Annotated in this window: 13 protein-coding genes; 8 read left to right on the forward strand and 5 right to left on the reverse strand. The window is 72.2% G+C overall.

Translation table 11 applies throughout. From position 1 onward, the window contains the following. Window positions 1-58: 58 nt before the first annotated feature. Window positions 59-1,510, reverse strand: coding sequence for a type VII secretion integral membrane protein EccD (gene eccD / locus F9C41_RS35875; protein ID WP_155391292.1), 1,452 nt, complete (start codon window positions 1,508-1,510; stop codon window positions 59-61). Between the two features lie 118 nt (window positions 1,511-1,628). Between eccD and eccCa the strand changes: the two genes are divergently transcribed. Then, entirely contained in the window at window positions 1,629-5,624 is a 3,996-nt protein-coding gene (gene eccCa / locus F9C41_RS35880; protein WP_155391293.1) for a type VII secretion protein EccCa, read from the forward strand. Window positions 5,625-5,697: 73 nt separating this feature from the next. Here the strand turns inward: eccCa and F9C41_RS35885 are convergent, their stop codons facing one another. Beyond that, the gene (locus tag F9C41_RS35885) at window positions 5,698-6,189 is read right to left on the reverse strand and encodes an inorganic diphosphatase (protein ID WP_155391294.1); all 492 of its coding nucleotides are present in this window, start codon (window positions 6,187-6,189) and stop codon (window positions 5,698-5,700) included. A gap of 301 nt (window positions 6,190-6,490) precedes the next feature. Between F9C41_RS35885 and dacB the strand changes: the two genes are divergently transcribed. Beyond that, window positions 6,491-8,266: a D-alanyl-D-alanine carboxypeptidase/D-alanyl-D-alanine endopeptidase gene (gene dacB / locus F9C41_RS35890; protein WP_230690260.1), complete on the forward strand. Its 1,776-nt coding sequence runs from the start codon at window positions 6,491-6,493 to the stop codon at window positions 8,264-8,266. 3 nt (window positions 8,267-8,269) lie between these two features. Here the strand turns inward: dacB and tilS are convergent, their stop codons facing one another. Together tilS and F9C41_RS35900 are read right to left on the reverse strand one after the other, a co-directional pair. Continuing rightward, window positions 8,270-9,358, reverse strand: a complete 1,089-nt coding sequence (gene tilS, locus F9C41_RS35895; RefSeq protein WP_155391295.1) for a tRNA lysidine(34) synthetase TilS — start codon at window positions 9,356-9,358, stop codon at window positions 8,270-8,272. After that, entirely contained in the window at window positions 9,355-10,437 is a 1,083-nt protein-coding gene (locus tag F9C41_RS35900; protein ID WP_155391296.1) for a zinc-dependent metalloprotease, read from the reverse strand. Before F9C41_RS35900 ends, tilS begins: the two co-directional genes overlap by 4 nt. 59 nt (window positions 10,438-10,496) lie before the next feature. Between F9C41_RS35900 and F9C41_RS35905 the strand changes: the two genes are divergently transcribed. Both F9C41_RS35905 and F9C41_RS41935 read left to right on the forward strand, forming a co-directional pair. Beyond that, on the forward strand, window positions 10,497-12,080 hold the full coding sequence (locus F9C41_RS35905; protein ID WP_155391297.1) for a gamma-glutamyltransferase family protein: 1,584 nt from the start codon (window positions 10,497-10,499) through the stop codon (window positions 12,078-12,080). 65 nt (window positions 12,081-12,145) lie between these two features. Next, window positions 12,146-15,439 (forward strand): S8 family serine peptidase, encoded by a 3,294-nt coding sequence (locus tag F9C41_RS41935; protein WP_155391298.1) that lies wholly within the window; start codon window positions 12,146-12,148, stop codon window positions 15,437-15,439. A gap of 79 nt (window positions 15,440-15,518) precedes the next feature. On the opposite strand, the gene F9C41_RS35915 is transcribed toward F9C41_RS41935, so the two are convergent. Continuing rightward, a complete protein-coding gene (locus tag F9C41_RS35915) occupies window positions 15,519-16,472 on the reverse strand; it encodes a GlxA family transcriptional regulator (protein ID WP_155391299.1) in 954 nt (317 codons plus the stop codon). Window positions 16,473-16,612: 140 nt separating this feature from the next. On the opposite strand from F9C41_RS35915, the gene F9C41_RS41940 reads away from it, so the two are divergent. From F9C41_RS41940 to folE, 4 genes are all read left to right on the forward strand, one after another. Then, window positions 16,613-16,735, forward strand: a complete 123-nt coding sequence (locus F9C41_RS41940; protein WP_269059021.1) for a hypothetical protein — start codon at window positions 16,613-16,615, stop codon at window positions 16,733-16,735. Between the two features lie 4 nt (window positions 16,736-16,739). Then, window positions 16,740-17,303 (forward strand): hypoxanthine phosphoribosyltransferase, encoded by a 564-nt coding sequence (gene hpt, locus F9C41_RS35920; protein WP_120317428.1) that lies wholly within the window; start codon window positions 16,740-16,742, stop codon window positions 17,301-17,303. 687 nt (window positions 17,304-17,990) lie between these two features. Then, a complete protein-coding gene (gene ftsH / locus F9C41_RS35925; protein WP_155391300.1) occupies window positions 17,991-20,009 on the forward strand; it encodes an ATP-dependent zinc metalloprotease FtsH in 2,019 nt (672 codons plus the stop codon). Next, window positions 20,006-20,650, forward strand: a complete 645-nt coding sequence (gene folE, locus F9C41_RS35930; protein WP_155391301.1) for a GTP cyclohydrolase I FolE — start codon at window positions 20,006-20,008, stop codon at window positions 20,648-20,650. Before ftsH ends, folE begins: the two co-directional genes overlap by 4 nt. Window positions 20,651-20,684: the final 34 nt, after the last annotated feature.

A 20,684-nucleotide genomic window follows, 5' to 3' on the forward strand; every position in this document is an offset into this window, starting at 1 on the left:
GCTTTCCGCGCGGAGGAAGAATCGCCGCCCGTCTCACTGAGACGGGCCGACGAGCCGACTATGCCGCCCAGCCCTGGATCAGTCCGTAGATGCCCAGCACCCAGGCCGCCACCGGCACCACCGAGACGACCACCAGCAGGTCGAACAGGTCCGCGGCGCGGCCGACGTACGGCGAGGGGGCCTTGCGGGACCAGGTCTGCCCGGCCAGCACGATCACCATGGCCAGCACCACGGTGCCGACCGCGAAGAACGCCCGGGTGCTGCCCTCGGACAGCCACACCGCCGCGCCCAGCAGGAGCAGGTGGCCGAACAGGCCCGCGGCGACCAGCGGCACCCGCTGGCGCACCGTGACGAACAGGCGCGAGCGCAGCAGCAGCGCGGTCGCGCACACCGCGACCAGCACCCGGCCGGCGGTGCCGCCCGAGGTGACCAGGATCAGGCCGGCCGCCGCCATCAGCACGGCGTATCCGATCAGCATGCCCGTGAGCAACTCCTCCGAGCGTGCCACGGCGGCGAACACGCGGGAGCGGTCGGGCAGGTCCGTGGCGGCCCCGCGGCTCGCCGGCACCATCGCGAACGCGTTCTCGCCGTCGGCCGGGCGCGGCGGGGTGACCGAGGGCACCGGCACCTTGCCGAACCGGATGGCCAGCACCGGCACCAGGCCGATGCCGCAGACCAGGGCGCTGACCAGGACGGCGGCCGCACCGGCCGCGCCCAGCCCGGCCAGCAGCGCGGTCAGCGCGCCGAGCAGTCCGGCGGTGCCGCCCGCGGTGAACACCCGCAGGCCGTGGCCCACCCCCGCGGCGCCGAGCATCGCGAACAGCAGCACCGCCACGCAGCCGACCAGCAGCTGCGACGCGCCGAGCCAGGACGGCAGCCCCGGCGCGCCCGCGCCGTCCGCACCGCCGAGCACCAGTGCGCCACCCGCGAACGCGTACGGCAGGGCGAAGCCCGCCAGGGCGCTGCCGGTGACGCCGTCCCCGTACGCCCGGGACGCGAGCACGCCGCCGACCAGCAGCAGCACCGCCACGGTCAGGCCGAGGTAGCCGCCCGGCGTCCACTCCGGACCGCCGTGCACCAGTGCCAGCACCCCCGCCACCAGCAGCACGCCCGCGCCGACCAGGGTGGCCATCCGGGTGGCCGCAGGCGTCCACACCGTGCCGCGGCGGCGCGCGCCCTCGGCGATCGCCTCGACGACGTCGTCGTACTCCAGCTCCGGCCACTGTTCCTGGGCCGGGACCAGGTGCAGGATCTCACCGTCGCGCACCGACTGCTGCTGCAGCGACATGCTCTCGGTCAGCGGGCTGCCATCGGCCCGGCGCAGCACCCAGCCGCCGTGCTGCTCGCCGTCGTCGGCAAGGCCGACCCCGGCGTGGCGCAGCAGATCCGGCAGCAGATCCACGACGGTCACCTGCTCGGGCAGCGCCACGTCGACGCGGCGCTGCGGCGTGTGCAGCGTGATGCGGGCAAGGCCGGTGGGGGACGCGGTCGTGGCGGCGGGGTAGCTCACCCGGTACGTCTACCACGTCGTGCCGCAGCGCGTCATCCCGCGCAGCCCGCGCACGGGCGGCCGAACGTGAGATGGCCTAGCATGACGGGCGGCCGACCGTCTTGGGGAGGGCGTCGCAATGGGAACGGTGATCGTCAAGCGGGCGCCCCGGCGGCCCGCGCCGGAGATCCCGGCCGGGGAGCTCGTCATCGACGCGCCGCCGGAGATTCCGCAGGCCGCGGGCGGGCGGTGGCAGCAGGCCATGATGATCCTGCCGATGCTGGGCAGCGGCCTGGGCATGGCGATGATGGTCGGCCGCGGCAACGGCGACAAGATGTCCTATGTGGCCGGCGGCATGATGGGCGTGTCCAGCCTCGGCATGATCGCCGCGAGCCTGATGAACGGCGCCGGCCAGCCGAAGAAGGCCGAGATGATGGCGGCGCGCCGGGAATACCTGCGCCACCTGGCGGGCCTGCGCCGCCGGGCTCGCCAAGCCGTCCAGCAGCAACGTACGGGCCTGTTCTACCGCCACCCCGACCCGCAGCGGCTGTGGTCCACGGTGGACAGTTTCCGGCTCTGGGAGCGCCGCCCGCACGACCCCGACTTCGGCATCGTGCGCGTGGGCCTCGGCCCGCAGTCGCTGGCCACCCCGCTGCTGCCGCCGGAGACCCGCCCGCTCGAGGAGCTGGAGCCGATGACGGCGGGGGCGCTGCGGCGCTTCCTCGACGCCTACTCCGTCGTCCCCGACCTGCCCGTGGCGCTGTCCCTGCGCGGCTTCGGCCGGGTGTTCCTGCGCGGCGACAGCGCCGCCCCGCGCCACGACGGCATGTACACCACCGGTTTCGCCGCCGACCACCGCGACGGCGGCGACGTGCACGGCCTGGCCCGCGCGATGCTCGCGCAGCTGGCGGTGTTCCACGCGCCCGACGACCTGATCATCGCGATCTGCGGCTCGTCCTACCGCCGCGAGGCGTGGGACTGGGCCAAGTGGCTGCCCCACCACCAGCACCCGAGCAAGGTCGACGCGCTGGGCCCGGCCCGGCTGTTCGCCACCTCCGCCCAGGAGATGGAGGGCCTGCTCGCCGAGGTGCTCGCGGGCCGGCCGCGCTTCGGCGCCGGCGAGGGCGCGCCGCACGTGGTAATCGTGCTCGACGGCGCGGACATGGCCGGGGCTGGGCCGCTGGCCGTGCCCGAGGGCCTGTCCGGCATGACGATCCTGGACCTGGACTCCCCACCGCCGCGGCTGCTGGAGCGCGGCATGCTGACCCTGGAGGTGCGCGGCCGGGAGCGGGCGCTGCACACCGTCACCTCCGCCTCGGTCGCCGAGGTCGGCGTCGCCGACCGGCTCAGCGTGGTGGAGGCCGAGGCGCTGGCCCGCCGGCTCGCCCCGTTGCGGCTGTCCGCCACGACCATCACCAGCAGCAACGCGATGACGTCCGAGAAGGGACTGGCCGACCTGCTCGGCATCCCCGACCCGGAGCGCTTCGACGTGGCGTACGGCTGGTCCCCGCGCGCGAACCGCAACATGCTGCGGGTGCCGCTGGGCGTCGGGCCGGACGGCTCACCGGTCGAGCTGGACATCAAGGAGTCGGCGCAGGACGGCATGGGCCCGCACGGCCTGCTCGTCGGCGCGACCGGCTCCGGCAAGTCGGAGCTGCTGCGCACGCTGGTGCTCGGCCTGGCCGCCACGCACTCCTCCGAGCAGCTCAACTTCGTGCTGGTCGACTTCAAGGGCGGCGCGACGTTCGCCTCGCTGGACCGGCTGCCGCACACCTCCGCGGTCATCACCAACCTGGAGGGCGAGAGCCACCTGGTCAACCGCATGGGCGACGCGATCACCGGCGAGGTGCTGCGCCGCCAGGAGCTGCTGCGGGCCGCGGGCAACTTCGCCAACCTCAAGGACTACGAGAAGGCGCGTACCGGCGGCGCGGCGCTGGCCCCGCTGGCCTCGCTGTTCATCGTCTGCGACGAGTTCTCCGAGCTGCTGACCGCCAACCCCGACTTCATCGACATCTTCGTCCAGATCGGCCGGGTCGGCCGGTCCATCGGCATCCACCTGCTGCTGGCCAGCCAGCGCCTGGAGGAGGGCCGCCTGCGCGGGCTGGACACCCACCTGTCGTACCGGATCGGCCTGCGCACCTTCTCCGCGATGGAGTCGCGCGCGGTGCTCGGCGTCGGCGACGCGTACGACCTGCCCAAGGCACCCGGCCACGGCTACCTGAAGTTCGGCTCGGAGCCGCTGCAGCGGTTCAAGGGCGCGTACGTGTCCGGCTCGTTCAAGAAGGCCGGCGAGACCGCCGCCGCCCGCCGGGTCGACGGCCGTGACCTGGTCTACGACTTCGGCAACCACTTCGTGCCGGTGCCGCAGCGCCCGGCCAACGCCGAGCCCGAGGTCAACTGGGACGTCAAGCCGGGCGAGAGCCTGATGGACGTCATGATCGAGCGCATGGTGGGCCAGGGCCCGCCCGCGCACCAGGTGTGGCTGCCGCCGCTGGACGTCTCCGAGCCGCTCGACCTCGCCTTCGGGCAGCTCGGCCTGGTCGAGGGGCGGGGCCTGACGGTGGCCAACCCGGATCTGCGCGGCGCGCTGCGGGTGCCGGTCGCCGTCGTCGACAAGCCCGCGCAGCAGCTGCGCGACCTGCAGTGGCTGCGGCTGGCCGACGGCGCGGCGGGCCACGTCGCGATCGTCGGCGGTGGTCAGAGCGGCAAGTCCACCCTGCTGCGCACGCTGATCACCGGCCTGGCGCTGACGCACACGCCGCAGGAGGCGCAGATCTACTGCCTCGACTTCGGCGGCGGCTCGCTCGGCGCGCTGCGCGAACTGCCGCACGTCGGCGGCGTGGCCGGACGGCAGGACGCGCTGATGGTCCGGCGCACCGTCAGCGAGGTCGCGCAGCTGCTCAACATGCGTGAGACCCGCTTCGCCGAGCAGGGCATCGAGTCCATGGCGGCGTACCGGCGGCTGCGCGCGGCGGGGCGGTTCACCGACGACCCGTACGGCGACGTGTTCCTGGTCGTGGACGGCTGGAGCACGCTGAAGGAGAGCTACGAGGACCTGGACCCGGTCATCACTGACTTCGCGACCCGCGGTCTGGCCTACGGCGTGCACGTCGTGGCGACCTCGCTGCGCTGGCGCGACTTCCGGGCCAACATCCAGGACCAGTTCGGCAGCAAGCTCGAACTGCGCCTGGGCGACCCGAGCGACACCATCTGCCGGGTCCGCAAGATCGCGCCGCAGGTGCCGTCGCGCCCCGGTTTCGGCCTCACCCCCGACGGGCTGTTCTCGCTCGCGCTGCGGCCGGACGTGGACGCCGTCGGCCACCGCGACGACCTGATCCAGCACATCGCCAAGCACTGGGACGGCATGCCCGCGCCGCGGGTGCGCATGCTGCCCAACGTGTACGCGTACGAGCGAATGCCCCTGGAGACCGGCGGCGAGTGGACGCTGCCGATCGGCCTCGCCGACGACCTCACCCCGGCGACCGTCGACTTCTACGCCGACGTGCACCTGACCGCGTTCGGGGAGAGCGAGAGCGGCAAGTCGACGCTGCTGCGCCAGATCGCCCGGACGATCACCCAGCGGTACACCCCCGACCAGGCCAAGATGATCATCATCGACCCGCGGCGCAGCCTGCTCGGGGCGGTGACCACCGAACACCAGCTCGCCTACATCAGCAACCTGTCCCAGATCCGCGACTACGTCGAGGCGATCCGGGTCCGGATGGAGGAGCGGCGGCCGCCCGACGGCACCCGCCCGCAGGACATGCCGCTGCGGCCCTGGCTGGCCGGGCGCGGCGAGTTCTTCCTCATCGTCGACGACTACGACGTGGTCGTCTCCGGCGGCAGCCACCCGATCGAGCCGCTGGCGGACTTCCTCTTCCAGGCGCGCGACGTCGGCCTGCACCTGATCGCGGCCGCCGGCGCCAACTGGGGCGGCAACCGGTCGAGCTACGACACGGCGCTGTCGCGGCTCGCCGCCGCCAACGCGCCGTACCTGATGCTTTCCGCCGAGAACATCGTGACCGCGCCGTTCGGCAGCCGGATGAAGTACGACCGGATGCCGCCCGGCCGGGGCCGCCTCATCACCCGCCGCGGCTCGCGCCTGGTGCAGCTCGCCGAGCTGCCCGCGTTCTGAGCCACCCGGCAGCACGACGAAGGGGCGCGGCGCGGAGAAACCCTCCGGCCGCGCCCCTTCGACATGTCCGGCCTCAGTGGCCGCCGTCCTCCTTGGCGCGCGCGTAGGAGCGCACGATCTCCGCCTCGGCCTCGGTGCGGCCGACCCAGGTCGCGCCCTCGACGCTCTTGCCGGGTTCGAGGTCCTTGTAGACCTCGAAGAAGTGCTGGATCTCCAGCCGGTCGAACTCGGCGACGTGATGGATGTCACGCAGGTGCTCCAGGCGCGGGTCGTCGGCCGGCACGCAGAGGACCTTGTCGTCGCCGCCCTTCTCGTCACGCATGCGGAACATGCCGATGGCACGGCACTTGATCAGGCAACCGGGGAACGTCGGCTCCTGGACCAGCACCAGCGCGTCGAGCGGGTCGCCGTCCTCGCCCAGGGTGTTCTCGATGAACCCGTAGTCCGCGGGGTACTGGGTGGAGGTGAAAAGGGTGCGATCCAGCCGGATCCGCCCGGTCTTGTGGTCGACCTCGTACTTGTTGCGCTGCCCCTTAGGGATCTCAACCGTGACGTCGAAATCCATTTCACACTCCCATTGGCCTGTTAGTTCGCCGACGTTGGCGAATTTTAGCTAGTCTCGCCTGGCTGGTTTCGGGCATTGGAGGAGGGCCGCGTTGGGGAGGCAAGGTTCACACTACGGGGCCGAACCCGGAGATGCCGCGGGTTCGCCGTCCGGCCCGCCGGGCGAGTGGGTGTGGAACGGCCAGGAGTGGGTCTGGCAGCTCCACAGCGGTTATCCACAGGCCCCGGACCAGGGGCGCAGTGGGTATCCACCGGCTTATCCACAGGACACGGCCCCGCGACCGGGTGTTTATCCACAGGATGTGCACAGCTCTCCCCAGGATCGCCAGCCCCACGGCGGCAATCCACAGGTCTACGGCACCCCGCAGGGTCACGCCTCACCCGGCTACGGCTCGGCCCAGGCCCCGCAGGGCCAGTACGGCTCCGCCCAGGTCCCGCAGGGCCAGGCGTCGCCCGGCTACGGCGCGCCCCAGGCGCCCCAGGGCCAGTACGGCTCGGCCCAGGTCCAGCAAGGACCCGGGGCCGCGTCCGGGTTCGGCGCGCCGCCCGCTGGCCAGAGTGCGCAGCCCCGCCCCGCTGAGTACGGCCGCCCGGCCGAGCCCTCGCCCGCCGGTGCCAAGGCCGGCAAGCCCCGCAAGCGCCGCAAGGGCGTGCTCGTCACCGTGCTGGCGCTGGTGGTCGCGCTCGGCGCGGGCCTCGGCGGGGTCGCCGTGTTCAAGCCGGACCTGATGTCGAGCCTGCTGGCCGCGCCCGACTGGCAGTCGCCCAGCGCGGCTCCACCCGCGGAGCCCGCGGCCGCGCCGGTGCTGGCCGCGCTGACCGGTGCCCCGGTGCCGGACGCCGCGCTGCTCAAGCAGGTGCTCGACCCGCTGATCGCCGGTTCGCCGCTGGGCAGCAAAGTCAGCGCCTCGGTGGTCGACGTCGGTACGGGCGAGGTCCTCTACGAGCGCACCCCCACCGCGATGATCACTCCGGCGTCGAACACCAAGCTGGTGACGGCGGCGGCCGTGCTCACCACCCGGGGTCCCGACTACCGGATCACCACCCGCGTGGTGGCCGGGCCGAACCCGGGCGAGGTCGTCCTGATCGGCGCGGGCGACGCCACGCTCGGCGTGACCGCGAAGAAGTTCTACGAGGGCGCGGCCCAGCTCGACGACCTGGCGGCGCAGGTCAAGAAGGCGATGGGGACCACCCCGATCACCAAGGTGAGCACCGACGGAAGCCTGTTCACCGGGCCTGTCACGTCGCCCGACTGGCCGGCGGACACCCTGAGCGAGGGCACCGTCTCCCGGATCACCGCGTTGATGATCAACGGTACGCGTTCCAACCTCAAGCAGCAGGTGATGCCGTTCACGTGGTACAGCGATCCCGAGCGCGCCGCCGGCGACGCCTTCGCCAAGCTGCTCGGGCTGACCGTCAGCGCCAAGGGCCAGGCGCCCGCGACGGCGTCCACCGGCTCGGCAGCCCCGTCTCCACAGGGCAGCGCGGCCGCGGCCGGACCTCCGGCGCCCGGCACGGAATTGGGCTCGGTGCGTTCGGCGCCGCTGCTGCGCCAGGTCGAGCAGATGCTGACCGAGAGCGACAACACGCTGGCCGAGGCGCTGGCGCGCCAGGTGGCGCTGGCCAAGGGCCAGCCCGCCTCGTTCGCTGGGGCTGTCACCGCGATGGAGCAGGTGGTGACCGAGCTCGGGCTCGACGCGACGCAGAGCGACCTGCTGGACGGGTCCGGCATGTCGCCCAAGAACAAGATCTCGCCGAAGGTGCTGACCGACCTGCTGGTCAAGTCCGCGGGCGGCACCGACTCGCACCTGTCCGACTTCTTCAACGGCCTGCCGGTGGCCGGCTGGTCGGGCACGATGGGCGCGCGCTTCGCCAAGTCGAAGGCGGGATTCGGTGTGGTGCGGGCCAAGAGCGGCACCCTCAACGGCGTCAACGCGCTGGCCGGTGTCGTGCAGACCGCCGACGGGCGACTGCTGGCCTTCGCGGTGCTGGCCGACGATGTCCCGGTAGACCGGGATCCCGCCCAGAACGCGCTCGACAAGATCGCCGCGGCGATCGCGGTGTGCGGCTGCCGCTGAGCCTCAGCCGCCGGTCAGCTCACCCGACCGGCGGCGCACCGCGATCCCGCCGGGCAGCAGCGTCGCGCCCTGCCCGTGCCAGGCCGTGACCAGCGCGTCCAGGGCCGCGACGTGCCGGTGGGTCAGCGCCGCGCGGGGCGCGCCCAGCTCCGCGGCCCAGGCGTGCAGCACGCGGGTACGCAGCGCGGCAGGCAGTCCGCCCAGCGCGTCGGCGGACAGCCCGGCGGGGGTGCGGCAGCGGCTCAGCGCGTCGGCGGCCAGCTCGTCGAGCAGGTCGGCGTCCGCGCCCAGCAGGGCCGCGGACCGGGCCAGGTTGGCCACGACGCCCTCGCCGAGCGCGGCGACCAGGGCGGGCAGCGCGTCGGCCCGCACCCGCGACCGGGCGTACGACGGATCGGTGTTGTGCGGGTCCTCCCAGGGCGCCAGTTCCCGCGCCGCGCACGCGGCCCGGCAGGCCGCACGCGGCACGCCCAGCAGCGGCCGGCTGAACCGGGCACCCGCGTGCAGGCGATGTACGGGCATCCCCGCGAGACCGCGCGGCCCGGCCCCGCGCGCCAGCGCCAGCAGCACCGTCTCGGCCTGGTCGTCCCGGGTGTGTCCGAGCAGGACCGTCGTCGCGCCGAGCCGCCGGGCCGCCTCGGCCAGCGCCGCGTACCGCGCCTCCCGCGCTGCCGCCTCCGGCCCGCCCGGCCCGCCGACCTCGACCGTCGCGACCTCCACCAGGTCGAATCCCTGCTCCCGAGCCCATTGCGCGACCTGCTCAGCCCGCGCCGCCGACCCGTCCTGCAACTGATGGTCGACCGTCACCAACCCGACGCGCCACCCCAGCCGCGGCGCCACGAACACCGCGCCCGCCGCCAGCGCCAGCGAGTCCGCCCCACCCGAACAAGCCACCACCACCAGCGGCCGCCCATCCCCGGCGACCTCGCCCGACGGCCGCCCATCCCCCTGGCGCAACTCTTTGAGACTTGCGCCATCCGGACCGTCCTGAGGCCGTGACTCTTCAAGAATTGCGGCAGGGACCGGCGGCAGGGTGGTCAGGGTGTGGCGGATCGCGGTGCGGATCGCGGCGACCGAGGGGTCGAGCCTCATCCCCGGGTGTCGGCGGTGACCACGCGGGCCACCCACGCGTCGGGGTCGGCGATCTCGTCCAGGGTCGGCAGGGTCTGCGGGGACTCCCAGATCCGGTTCAGGCCGTCCATGCCGACCCGGTCCAGCACCGACTGCACGAAGACCCGGCCCTCGGCGTACTGCCGCATCTTGATGTCGATGCCCAGCAGGCGGCGCAGATACTGCTCGACCGGGTTGCCCGGGTTGCGCTTGCGGTCGAACGCCGCGCGGATCGTCGCGACGCTCGGGATGACCTGCGGGCCGACGCCGTCCATGACCACCTCGGCGTGCCCCTCCAGCAGGGTCAGCACCGCGGTGAGCCGGTCGAGCACGGCCCGCTGCTCGGGCGTCTGCACGGCCTCCAGCAGCGACGCGCCGCGGGTGCCCTCGGGCGCGCGGGCCGCCTTGATCGCCGCGCCGAACTGCTGGTAGGCCTGGCTGAGCAGGTTGGCCGTCGGCGGCTCGGTGGCCTCGATGAAGGCCCGCACCTCGCTGAGGAAGTGCGCGCGCAGCCACGGCACGGCGGTGAACTGGGTCCGGTGGGTGACCTCGTGCAGGCACACCCAGAGCCGGAAGTCGCGGGGGTCGGCCTTGATCCGGCGCTCCATGGCGACGATGTTCGGCGCGACCAGCAGCAGCTGCCCCGCCTGCACCGGACGGCCGGGCTCGGCGGGCGGCGCGGCGAAGATGTCGTACTGGCCGAGGACCTTGCCGGACAGGTAACCGAGCACCGCCCCGGCCTCCACGCCGGTCACCTTCGCGCCGACCAGGTTGCCGAGGAAGCCGACCTTCTCCTCGAGCTTGTCGGTCAGCGGCGTGATCACCGTACGGAGCCCCTGCACGTTGACGTCGGCCCAGGTGCGCCGATCGACCACGCGCACCGGCGCGTCCGGCACCTGTGGCGTCATCTTCGTGTACTGCGCGACGTGGCCGATCGCCTCGTCGGCCAGCCGGCGTAGATCGGCGACGACCGCGGTGGCCTCTTCCAAGGTCACCGATGGTCCGATCGGGCCGAACCGCGCGGCGGTGGTCGAGGCGAGATCCCAGTCCACGAGAGCCATGACTAAGAACCTACTCTCCCGTAGCCGCATCGCCCCGCGCCACGTGTTTGGATCTAGGGATGCGACAAGCGGTGTACGCGCCCCAGGGAGTGGTGGCCACCAGCCAGCCACTGGCCGCCCAGGCGGGTCTGGCCATGCTGCGTGAGGGCGGTTCGGCGGTCGACGCCGCGGTGGCCGCAGCGGTGACCCTGACCCAGGTGCAGCCCGGCTCCAACGACCTCGGCGGCGACCTGTTCGCCCTGGTCTGGGACGGGAAAGAGCTGCACGGGCTGAACGCCTCCGGGCGCGCGCCGGCGGCGCTGAGCCTGGCCGCGCTGACCGAGGCCGCCAAGCCGCCCAACGGCGCCCTCGGCGGGGCGCAGGCACGGGCCCAGCTCGCCCCACCGGCCCGCGGCTGGCTGCCGGTGACCGTGCCGGGCGCCCCGGCGGGCTGGCAGGACCTGCACGCGCGGTTCGGGCGGCTGCCGTTCGAGCGGCTGTTCGCCGACGCGGTGCACTACGCCGAGCAGGGCTGGACGGTGTCGCCGACGGTCGCCCGGCGCTGGGCCGAGTCGGTGGAGGCACACCGCGCGCTGGACCACCCCGAGTGCCGGGCCTGGGCCGACGTGTACGCGCCGGACGGGCGCGCGCCGCGGGCCGGCGAGCTGTTCCGCAACCCGGGCGCGGGCCGGGCGCTGCGGTTGATCGGCGGCAGCCACGCCGACTCCTTCTACCGCGGCGAGATCGCGCAGGCGCTGTCCGCGTACGCGGCGGACACCGGCGGCCTGCTCACCGCCGCCGACCTCGCCGAGCACACCAGCACCTGGGTCGAGCCGGTCAGCACGGACTACCGCGGGCACACCGTGTACGAGATCCCGCCCAACGGCCAGGGGGTGGCGGCCCTGCAGGCGCTCGCGCTGCTCGACGGGTTGCCGGGGCACGGGCTGCACGAGCAGATCGAGGCGATGAAGCTCGGCTTCGCCGACGCGCACGCGTACGTCGCCGACCCGGCCGCGTACCCGATGCCGGACCTGCTCGACCCCGCCTACCTGGCCACGCGGCGGGCGCTCATCGGGGACCGGGCCGGTGACCCGCCGCCCGGCGACCCGATGAAGGGCGGCACCGTCTACCTGGCCGCGGCCGACGCCGACGGCATGATGGTCAGCCTGATCCAGTCGACGTACCAGGGCTTCGGCTCGTTCGTGGTGCTGCCGGAGTACGGCTTCGGGCTGCAGAACCGCGGGGCCGGGTTCAGCCTCGACCCGGCCCACCCGAACGTGGCCGCGCCCGGCAAGCGCCCGTTCCACACGATCATTCCCGGGTTCCTGTTCCGCGACGGCGCGCCGCTGGGGCCGTTCGGCGTGATGGGCGGGCACATGCAGCCGCAGGGCCACCTGCAGCTGGTGCTGGCGACCGTGGACGACGGGCTGGGCCCGCAGGAGGCGCTGACCCGGCCGCGCTGGTACTGGCACTCCGAGCGGCAGGTCGAGGTCGAGCCGGAGTTCGACCCGGTGCTGGTCGAGCAGCTGCGGTCGCGAGGCCACGACGTCACCGTCGCCACCGACCGGTCCACGTTCGGCATGGGCCAGGCGATCTGGCGCATCCCCGGCGGCTACGTCGCCGGCTCCGAACCCCGCGCCGACGGCCAGGCCGCCGCCTACTGAGAGCAGGTCCGGCGGGGCTGCGCCAAGTCCAGGCCCTACGCGTAGTCGTTGACGCCACTGTGAAGATGGCGACTTTTGTCCGGATTAGCTGCGGGTTCGCCCTGGTGGCGGGCGCGGCAGTGATACCGGCGGGCGGCGGTGCGGCCGCGCCGGACGGCCCGCAGAAACTCCAACCGGCCTCGCGGATCACGGCCGGGCGCGCGCCCACCAGCCGGCTCGCGAAGACCGACCGCAGCCTGCTCGACCGCACCGACGGCGAGCGCATCCCGGTGCTGGTCAAGCTTGACCACGACGCGGTCGCCAGCTACGCCGGCGGGGTGCCCGGCCTGGCCGCGACGAGCCCGGCGGCCACCGGCACCCGGCTGCGCGGCGGCGACGCGGAGCAGGCCTACGAGCAGTACCTGGCAGAGCGTGAGCAGCAGTTCACCTCGGCGCTCGCGGCGAAACTGCCGTCGGCGACGGTCGGCCAGCGGCTGCGCACCGTGTACGGCGGGGTGGCGCTGACGCTGCCCGCCAACGAGGTCAAGAAGCTGCTCGCCGTCGAGGGCGTGGTGGCCGTGCAGCGTGACGAGCTGCGCGAGCCGCTGACCGACTCGTCCAGCTCCTTCATCGGCGCGGACGTGCTGCAGAGCGGCGCGGGCGCGAACGGCGCGCCGACCAGCCAGGCGGGCAAGGGGGTCGTGGTCGGCGTGCTGGACACCGGCGCGTGGCCGGAGCACCCGTCCTTCACCGACCAGGGCGTGCTGGCCGCGCCCCCGGCCAAGACGGACGGCTCGGCACGCCGCTGCGACTTCGGCGACAACCCGCTGACGCCCGCCAGGGACGTGTTCCGCTGCAACAACAAGCTGATCGGCGGAGCCGCGTTCCTGAAGGGCTACCTGGAGGCGTTCCCGGACGAGACCTACAAGTCGGCGCGCGACAGCGACGGGCACGGCACGCACACCGCCTCGACGACCGCGGGCGACGTGCTGGCCTCGGCGAAGGTGTTCGGCGTCGAGCGCGGACCCGTGCACGGGGTCGCGCCCGGCTCCTGGCTCAGCGTCTACAAGGTGTGCGGGGCGAACGGCTGCATGTCGTCGGACTCGGCGGCCGCGGTGGCGCAGGCGGTGCGCGACGGCGTCGACGTCGTCAACTTCTCCATCTCCGGCGGCACCGACCCGTTCAGCGACCCGGTCGAGATGGCCTTCCTGGATGCGTACGCCGCAGGGGTCTTCGTGGCCGCCTCGGCGGGCAACTCGGGTCCGGACGCCGGCACGGTCAACCACCTCTCCCCGTGGGTGACCACGGTGGCCGCCTCCACCCAGCGCCGTGAGTTCAGCGCGGGCCTGACGCTGCAGTCCGGCACCGCGACCGCGCAGCTGAGCGGGGCCTCGCTGACCGCGGGCGCCGGACCGGCCCCGCTGGTGCGGGCCGGCGACGTCACCGGCTACAAGGGCGGCGCGACCTGCGCCAAGCCCGCGAAGAAGGGCCAGTTCACCGGGCAGATCGTCGTCTGCGAGCGCGGCGGCAACCCCCGCGTCGAGAAGGGCTGGAACGTACGCGAGGGCGGCGCCGTCGGCATGGTCCTCTACAACCCGAAGCTGCAGGACGTGGAGACCGACAACCACTGGCTGCCCACGGTGCACCTGGCCGATCCGGCGGTGCTGGAGTTCCTCGACGCGAACACCGGCATCACCGCGACGATCACCGCCGGGCAGGCCAGCGCGGGCACCGGCGACGTGATGGCCGCGTTCTCCTCCCGCGGCCCGGGCGGCCTCGCGCTCAAGCCCGACGTGACCGCGCCGGGCGTGCAGATCCTGGCCGGACACACGCCGACCCCGGGCGCCACCGCGGGTGGCCCGGCCGGCGAGCTGTTCCAGGCCATCGCGGGCACCTCCATGTCGTCGCCGCACGTGGCCGGAGCGGCGGCGCTGCTGGCGTCCCGGCATCCGGACTGGACCCCGGGCGAGCTCAAGTCGGCCCTGATGACCAGCGCCGTCACCGAGGTCACCACCGAGGACGGCAAGACCCCGGCCGGGCCGCACGAGATGGGCGCCGGGCGGATCGCGGTGGACCGCGCCGACCAGGTCACGCTGACCGTGTCGGACTCGTCCTCCCGCATGATGACGCTGGCCGACGACGAGGTGCGCGCCGTCGACCTCAACCTGCCGTCGATCAACGCGCCGATCATGCCGGGCCGGCTCTCCACGGTCCGCACCCTGCGCAACATGACCGACCGGACCATGACGTACGCCGTGGCGAGCACCGCGCCGAAGGACAGCTCGATCAGCGTCCCGGCGACGGTCACCGTGCCGGCCCGGGGCACCGCGCCGCTGCCCGTGACGATCTACTCCCGCGCGGTCGTGGACGGCTACCTGTCCGGCGAGATCCGGCTGACCGCGGCCGACGGCAGCCCGGCGCTGCACCTGCCGGTCGCCTTCCGGCCGTCCCAGGGGCAGGTGACGCTGGCCAGCACCTGCACCGCGAAGAAGGTGACGCTGGCCGGCACCGCGCAGTGCACGGTGACGGCCGCCAACACCGGCTACGACGACGCGCCGGTCGACCTCACCACCCGCCTGGACCCGGCGCTCGCCGTCGCCGGGGTCGACGGCGGGGCCAAGCTCGACGGCCCGCGCGAGGTCAGCCATGACACCACGCTGCGCGGCATCGAACCGGGTACGCCGGACGTCGCGGAGCTGGACGACCGGGTGTGGAAGCCGCTGGACGTCGCACCCGACGCGATCGGCGACGAGGAGATGATCCTTTACGACGTGCCCGGGTTCGGCTTCGCCGGTCAGACCTACCAGCGCATCGGCGTGGTCTCCAACGGCTACCTCGTGGTCGGCGGCGGCACCGCCCAGGACGTGCGGATCGCCCCGCCGGGCACCGAGGGCGAGCAGGCCCCCGACCCGGCCCGGCCCAACAACGTGCTGGCCCCGTACTGGGCAGACCTCGACGGCTCGACGGCCGACGGAGTGCGGGTGGCCGCCGTCGAGGGCGGCGGCGTGGAGTGGATCGTCGTCGAGTGGCGGGTGAACCGTTTCGGCACCGAGGACACCCAGCGTTTCCAGGTCTGGCTGGCCATCGGCGAGGACGAGGACATCCGGTTCGCGTACGACGCGAAGGACCTGCCCGGCGGCACGAAGGTGTTCGCGGTCGGCGCGGAGAACGCCCTCGGCAAGGGCCTCCTTCGCAGCGAGCAGCCCGGCCCGGACCTGCGGGTGCAGAGCACCGGCGGGCACCCGGGCGGGGTGGCGTCGTACACCGTGAAGCTGCGCGGCGTCATGCCCTCCGACGCGCGGGTGACCACGAGCATGACCAGCCCGGAGGTCCCCGGCACCACCGTCGTGCGCACCCGCATCCCGGTAGTCGCCCCGTAAAAAGCCTGCTCCCTGGGTCGCGAGGTTGAGAAGGGCACCTTCTGCAACGCATGGCGTTGTGAAGGTGCCCTTCTTCGTGTCAGCGGCTGCGGAAGGTCTGGCGGTAGGTGGCGGGGGTGGTGCCCACGCGGCGGTGGAAGTGGTGGCGCAGGGTGGCCGAGTCGCCGAAGCCGGCCCGGGTCGCCACCGACTCGACGCTCAGCTGCGTCTCCTCCAGCAGCCGCCGGGCCAGCAGCAGGCGCTGATGCGTGAGCCAGTCGTGCGGCGTCGCGCCCGTCTCCGCCCGGAACCGGCGCGCGAACGTACGCGGGGCCATGTGCGTGCGCGCCGCCAGATCCTCCACGGTCAGCTGCTCGTCCAGGTGGGTGAGCAGCCACTCCAGCAGCGGCTGCAGGGTGTCGCAGTCGACCTCGGCCGCGATCGGCGCCTCGATGAACTGCGACTGCCCGCCCGCCCGGTGCGGCGGCACCACCATCCGCCGGGCCAGCTTCGTCGCCACCGCCGCGCCCTGCTCCTGGCGCACCAGGTGCAGGCACGCGTCGATCCCGGCCGCGGTGCCCGCGCTCGTGATCACCCGCCCGTCCTGCACGTACAGCTCGTCCGGCGACACCAGGGCCGTCGGATGCCGCTGCGCCAGCAGCGCCGCGTGTTTCCAGTGCGTCGTGCAGCGCCGCCCGTCGAGCAGCCCCGCCTGCCCCAGCAGGAACGCCCCCGAGCACACCGACAGGATCCACGCGCCCCGCTCGGCCGCCGCGACCAGCGCGTCCACCGCCGCCGGGGGCACCGCCGAGGTGAGCGGATGCGCCGGCACGGCAACCAGATCGGCGCTCGCCAGCGGCGCCAGATCGGCGTGCGGCACGATGCTGAACCCCGACCGGGTGCGGATCGGCCCACCGTCCGGACTGCACACCGCGAACTCGTACGACGGGAACCCGTCCGCGCTCCGATCGGTCCCGAAAACCTCGCACAGCACCCCGAGCTCGAACGGGGCGACGTCCTCCAGGCCGAGCACGGCCACCCGATACAGCGACATGTGACTCACGCTACTCGATGAATGGCAGGAAATCGAGGGACCCTGTCATTCCTGCCACTGTCACCCGCGAACCGGACAGGAGACACTTAATTCACTCCGGTGCGCACCGGCCCAAACCACTTCGAAACGGTGAGGCCGTCATGGAGCAGTTCGTCTTCCTACTCGTGTTCCTGCTGGTCACCGGTGTCGCGGGCCAGCTCGGGATGATCGTCACCAATTCCGACCCCGACGTGCGGCAGAGCCCCTTCATCCGGCAGTCTTGACCACATGGGCTGGTACGACGCGGACATAGACCGTGTGATCATCACTGAAGAGGAACTCCGCGGTAAGACCGCCGAGCTCGCCAAGCAGGTCGCCGCCGACTACGCGTCGGTCGACGGCCTGCTTCTCGTCTGCGTCCTGAAGGGCGCGGTCATGTTCATGGCCGACTTCTCCCGCGAACTCGGCAAGGTCGGCGGCCCGCCCGTCGAACTCGAGTTCATGGCCGTCTCCTCGTACGGCCAGGGCACCACGTCCTCCGGCGTCGTACGCATCCTCAAGGATCTCGACCGGGACATCGCGGGCAAGCACGTGATCGTCGTCGAGGACATCGTGGACTCGGGTCTGACGCTCTCCTGGCTGCTCAAGTACCTGGAGTCGCGGTCGGCGAAGTCTGTCGACGTGGTGGCTCTGTTCCGGAAGCCTGAGGCGATCAAGGTGCCGGTGCCGGTGAAGTACGTGGGTTTCGACATTCCTACGGAGTTTGTCGTGGGGTACGGGCTGGATTACTCGGAGCGGTATCGCGAGGTGCCGTATGTCGGGATTTTGAAGCCTGAGGTTTATCAGCGCTGATTCGTGCGTGGTTTCGCTGCGCAGGGGGTGCCGCCGGGTTCGCTGGGGGCCGCCAAGAACGGGCGGCCCTTTACGCTCACTCCGGCGGCACCCCCTGCTCCGCTCCGGTAGGAGTGGTTGCGGTGGGTGGGTTCGTGCGGGGTTTTTTGGGGTCTGCCAAGTCAGTTACGCCCCACACTTGGCTACTACCTAGCCCCACAGTCGCCACACGTGTCCTCAAGGACCGTCATGTGGGGCGTTACTCGTAGGGCGCAAGCAAGTCGCCGTGGTCTCCACGGGAGCCGTCAGGTTGTTACTTGGGTGGTGTGGTTACCGCTGTCGCTTTTCCGTAATTTGTGGAGCGTTCTGTAGTTTGCGTGGAGCGGGGTGGGGGTCGGGGGGGCGTGAGGGGCCGCCCGGTTTTGGCGGCCCAGCGCCCCCGACCCGCACCCCGCGGAGCGCCCCCCGGAGGTAACCTCTACCCCTCACTCACCCCTCACTCAGCCGTAAGCGAACAGAGGTGTGATTTGTCCCGAATGCGGGGCACCTGAGCTGAGAAAACGCTGAACGTTGTGCGATGGGGAGCACGCATCAGCCAACCGAAGGTTTCTACGGTGTACCGTCGACTAACCGGGCCGCGCCCGGGTGAGCTGACCGCCTCTATCGATCAGGAGGACACGGGCGCGAACAAAAGCGTCCGGTAACAGCATGGAGCGTACGCGTTTCTTCCGCCGGCCGATCTTCTGGATCTTCATCGTGGCCATCGGCGCGATCCTGCTCAGCCAGCTCTTCACCAGCGGCCCGAGCTACCAGCCCGTGGACACCTCGGTGGCGCTCGCCCAGCTCAACCAGGCTGGGCCGAACGCGATCAAGGAAGTGCAGATCCGGGACAAGGAGCAGACGCTCCGGATCGACCTGGCCAATAAGAGCAAGTTCGACGATGTCGAGACCGACAAGATCGAGGCCCAGTACCCGGCAGCTGCCGGCCTGCAGATTTTCAACGAGGTCGACGCGGCCAAGAAGGCCGGCAAGATCTCCGGCAACTTCGACGCCGAGGTGACCGAGGAGAGCGTCTTCCTGTCGCTGCTGGTGAGCCTGCTGCCGATCGCCGTGCTGGTGATCCTGCTGCTGCTGTTCATGTCGCAGATGCAGGGCGGCGGCTCGCGGGTCCTGAACTTCGGCAAGTCGAAGGCCAAGCTCGTCAGCAAGGACACCCCGAAGACCACCTTCGCGGACGTGGCCGGCTCCGACGAGGCCGTCGAGGAGCTGCACGAGATCAAGGACTTCCTGCAGAACCCGGCGAAGTACCAGGCGCTCGGTGCCAAGATCCCGAAGGGCGTGCTGCTGTTCGGCCCGCCCGGAACGGGTAAGACGCTGCTGGCCCGCGCCGTCGCCGGCGAGGCCGGGGTGCCGTTCTACTCGATCTCGGGTTCCGACTTCGTCGAGATGTTCGTGGGTGTCGGCGCCTCGCGTGTCCGTGACCTGTTCGAGCAGGCGAAGGCGAACGCCCCGGCGATCGTGTTCGTCGACGAGATCGACGCCGTCGGCCGCCACCGCGGCGCCGGCATGGGCGGCGGTCACGACGAGCGCGAGCAGACCCTCAACCAGCTGCTGGTCGAGATGGACGGCTTCGACGCGAAGGGCGGCGTCATCATGATCGCCGCGACCAACCGTCCCGACATCCTCGACCCGGCGCTGCTGCGCCCGGGCCGGTTCGACCGCCAGATCGCGGTGGACACCCCCGACATGGTCGGCCGCAAGGCGATCCTGCGGGTCCACGGCAAGGGCAAGCCGTTCACGCCGGACGTGGACCTGGACGCGGTGGCACGGCGTACGCCGGGCTTCACCGGCGCCGACCTGGCCAACGTGATCAACGAGGCGGCGCTGCTGACCGCGCGTCAGGACAAGCGCGCCATCAGCAACGAGTCGCTGGAGGAGTCGATCGACCGGGTGGTCGCCGGCCCGCAGCGGCGCAGTCGGGTGATGTCGGACCACGAGAAGAAGATCACCGCGTACCACGAGGGCGGCCACGCCCTGGTGGCCTGGGCACTGCCGCACAGCGCGCCGGTGCACAAGGTGACGATCCTGTCGCGCAGCCGCTCGCTCGGTCACACGCTGGTGCTGCCGACCGAGGACAAGTACACGCAGACCCGCGCCGAGATGATCGACACGCTGGCGTACGCGCTGGGCGGCCGGGCGGCCGAGGAGCTCGTCTTCCACGAGCCGACCACGGGCGCCGGCAACGACATCGAGAAGGCGTCGGCGCTGGCCCGGGCCATGGTCACCCAGTACGGCATGAGCTCGAAGCTGGGCGCGGTCAAGTACGGCACCGCCGGTGACGAGCCGTTCCTGGGCCGGTCCTACGGGCACGAGCGGGACTACTCCGACTCGATCGCCGCCGAGATCGACTCCGAGGTGCGCTCGCTCATCGAGCTGGCCCACGACGAGGCGTACGAGATCCTCGTCGAGTACCGCGACGTGCTCGACGCGATCGTGCTGGAGCTGATCGAGAAGGAGACCATCTCCACCGACGACATGGCGCGCGTCGCCGCCCGTGTCGTCAAGCGGCCGCCGATGGCCCCGTTCAACGGGTTCGGCAAGCGCACACCGTCCACCCAGCCGCCGGTGCTCACCCCGGCCGAGGTGGAGAAGCAGTCGGCCAGCAACGGCCAGGCCATCGACAGCGGCGAGATCACGGTCTCGACGACGGCGGAGGCCACGAACTGAACGGCGGCCAGGAGCTGGACCACCTCGCCGCCCGCCTGGTCGACGGCTCCCTCACCGGTGTTCCGGTGGAGGAGACCGTCGACCTCGCGCGTATAGAGAAGGCGGTCCGCGAGATCCTCATCGCGCTCGGCGAGGACCCGGACCGGGACGGGCTCCAGAAGACCCCGTCCCGGGTCGCGCGGGCCTACGCGGAGCTGTTCGCCGGGCTGCGGGTCGACCCCTCACAGGTCCTCAAGACGACGTTCGAGGCCGACCACGACGAGTTCGTGCTGGTCCGTGACATCTCGATCTTCAGCCTGTGCGAGCACCACCTGCTGCCGTTCCGGGGCGTGGCGCACGTCGGCTACCTGCCCGGCGAGGACGGCCGCATCACCGGCCTGTCGAAGCTGGCCCGGCTGGTCGAGGTCTTCGCCCGGCGGCCACAGGTGCAGGAACGGCTCACCTCCCAGGTCGCCGACCTGCTCCAGGAGCAGCTCCAGGCGCGGGGCGTCATCGTGGTGCTGGAGTGCGAGCACATGTGCATGGAGATGCGCGGCATCCGCAAGGCCGGCGCCCGCACCGTCACCAGCGCCGTACGCGGCATCCTCAAGACGGACCCGAAGACCCGCGCCGAAGCGATGTCCCTGATCAACTCCCGCTGACCCCGTACCGCCAGCGCCCGTCCCGCCGCGACCA

Origin of the sequence: Catellatospora paridis, from assembly GCF_009720365.1 — a bacterium.
Lineage (GTDB): Bacteria > Actinomycetota > Actinomycetes > Mycobacteriales > Micromonosporaceae > Catellatospora > Catellatospora paridis.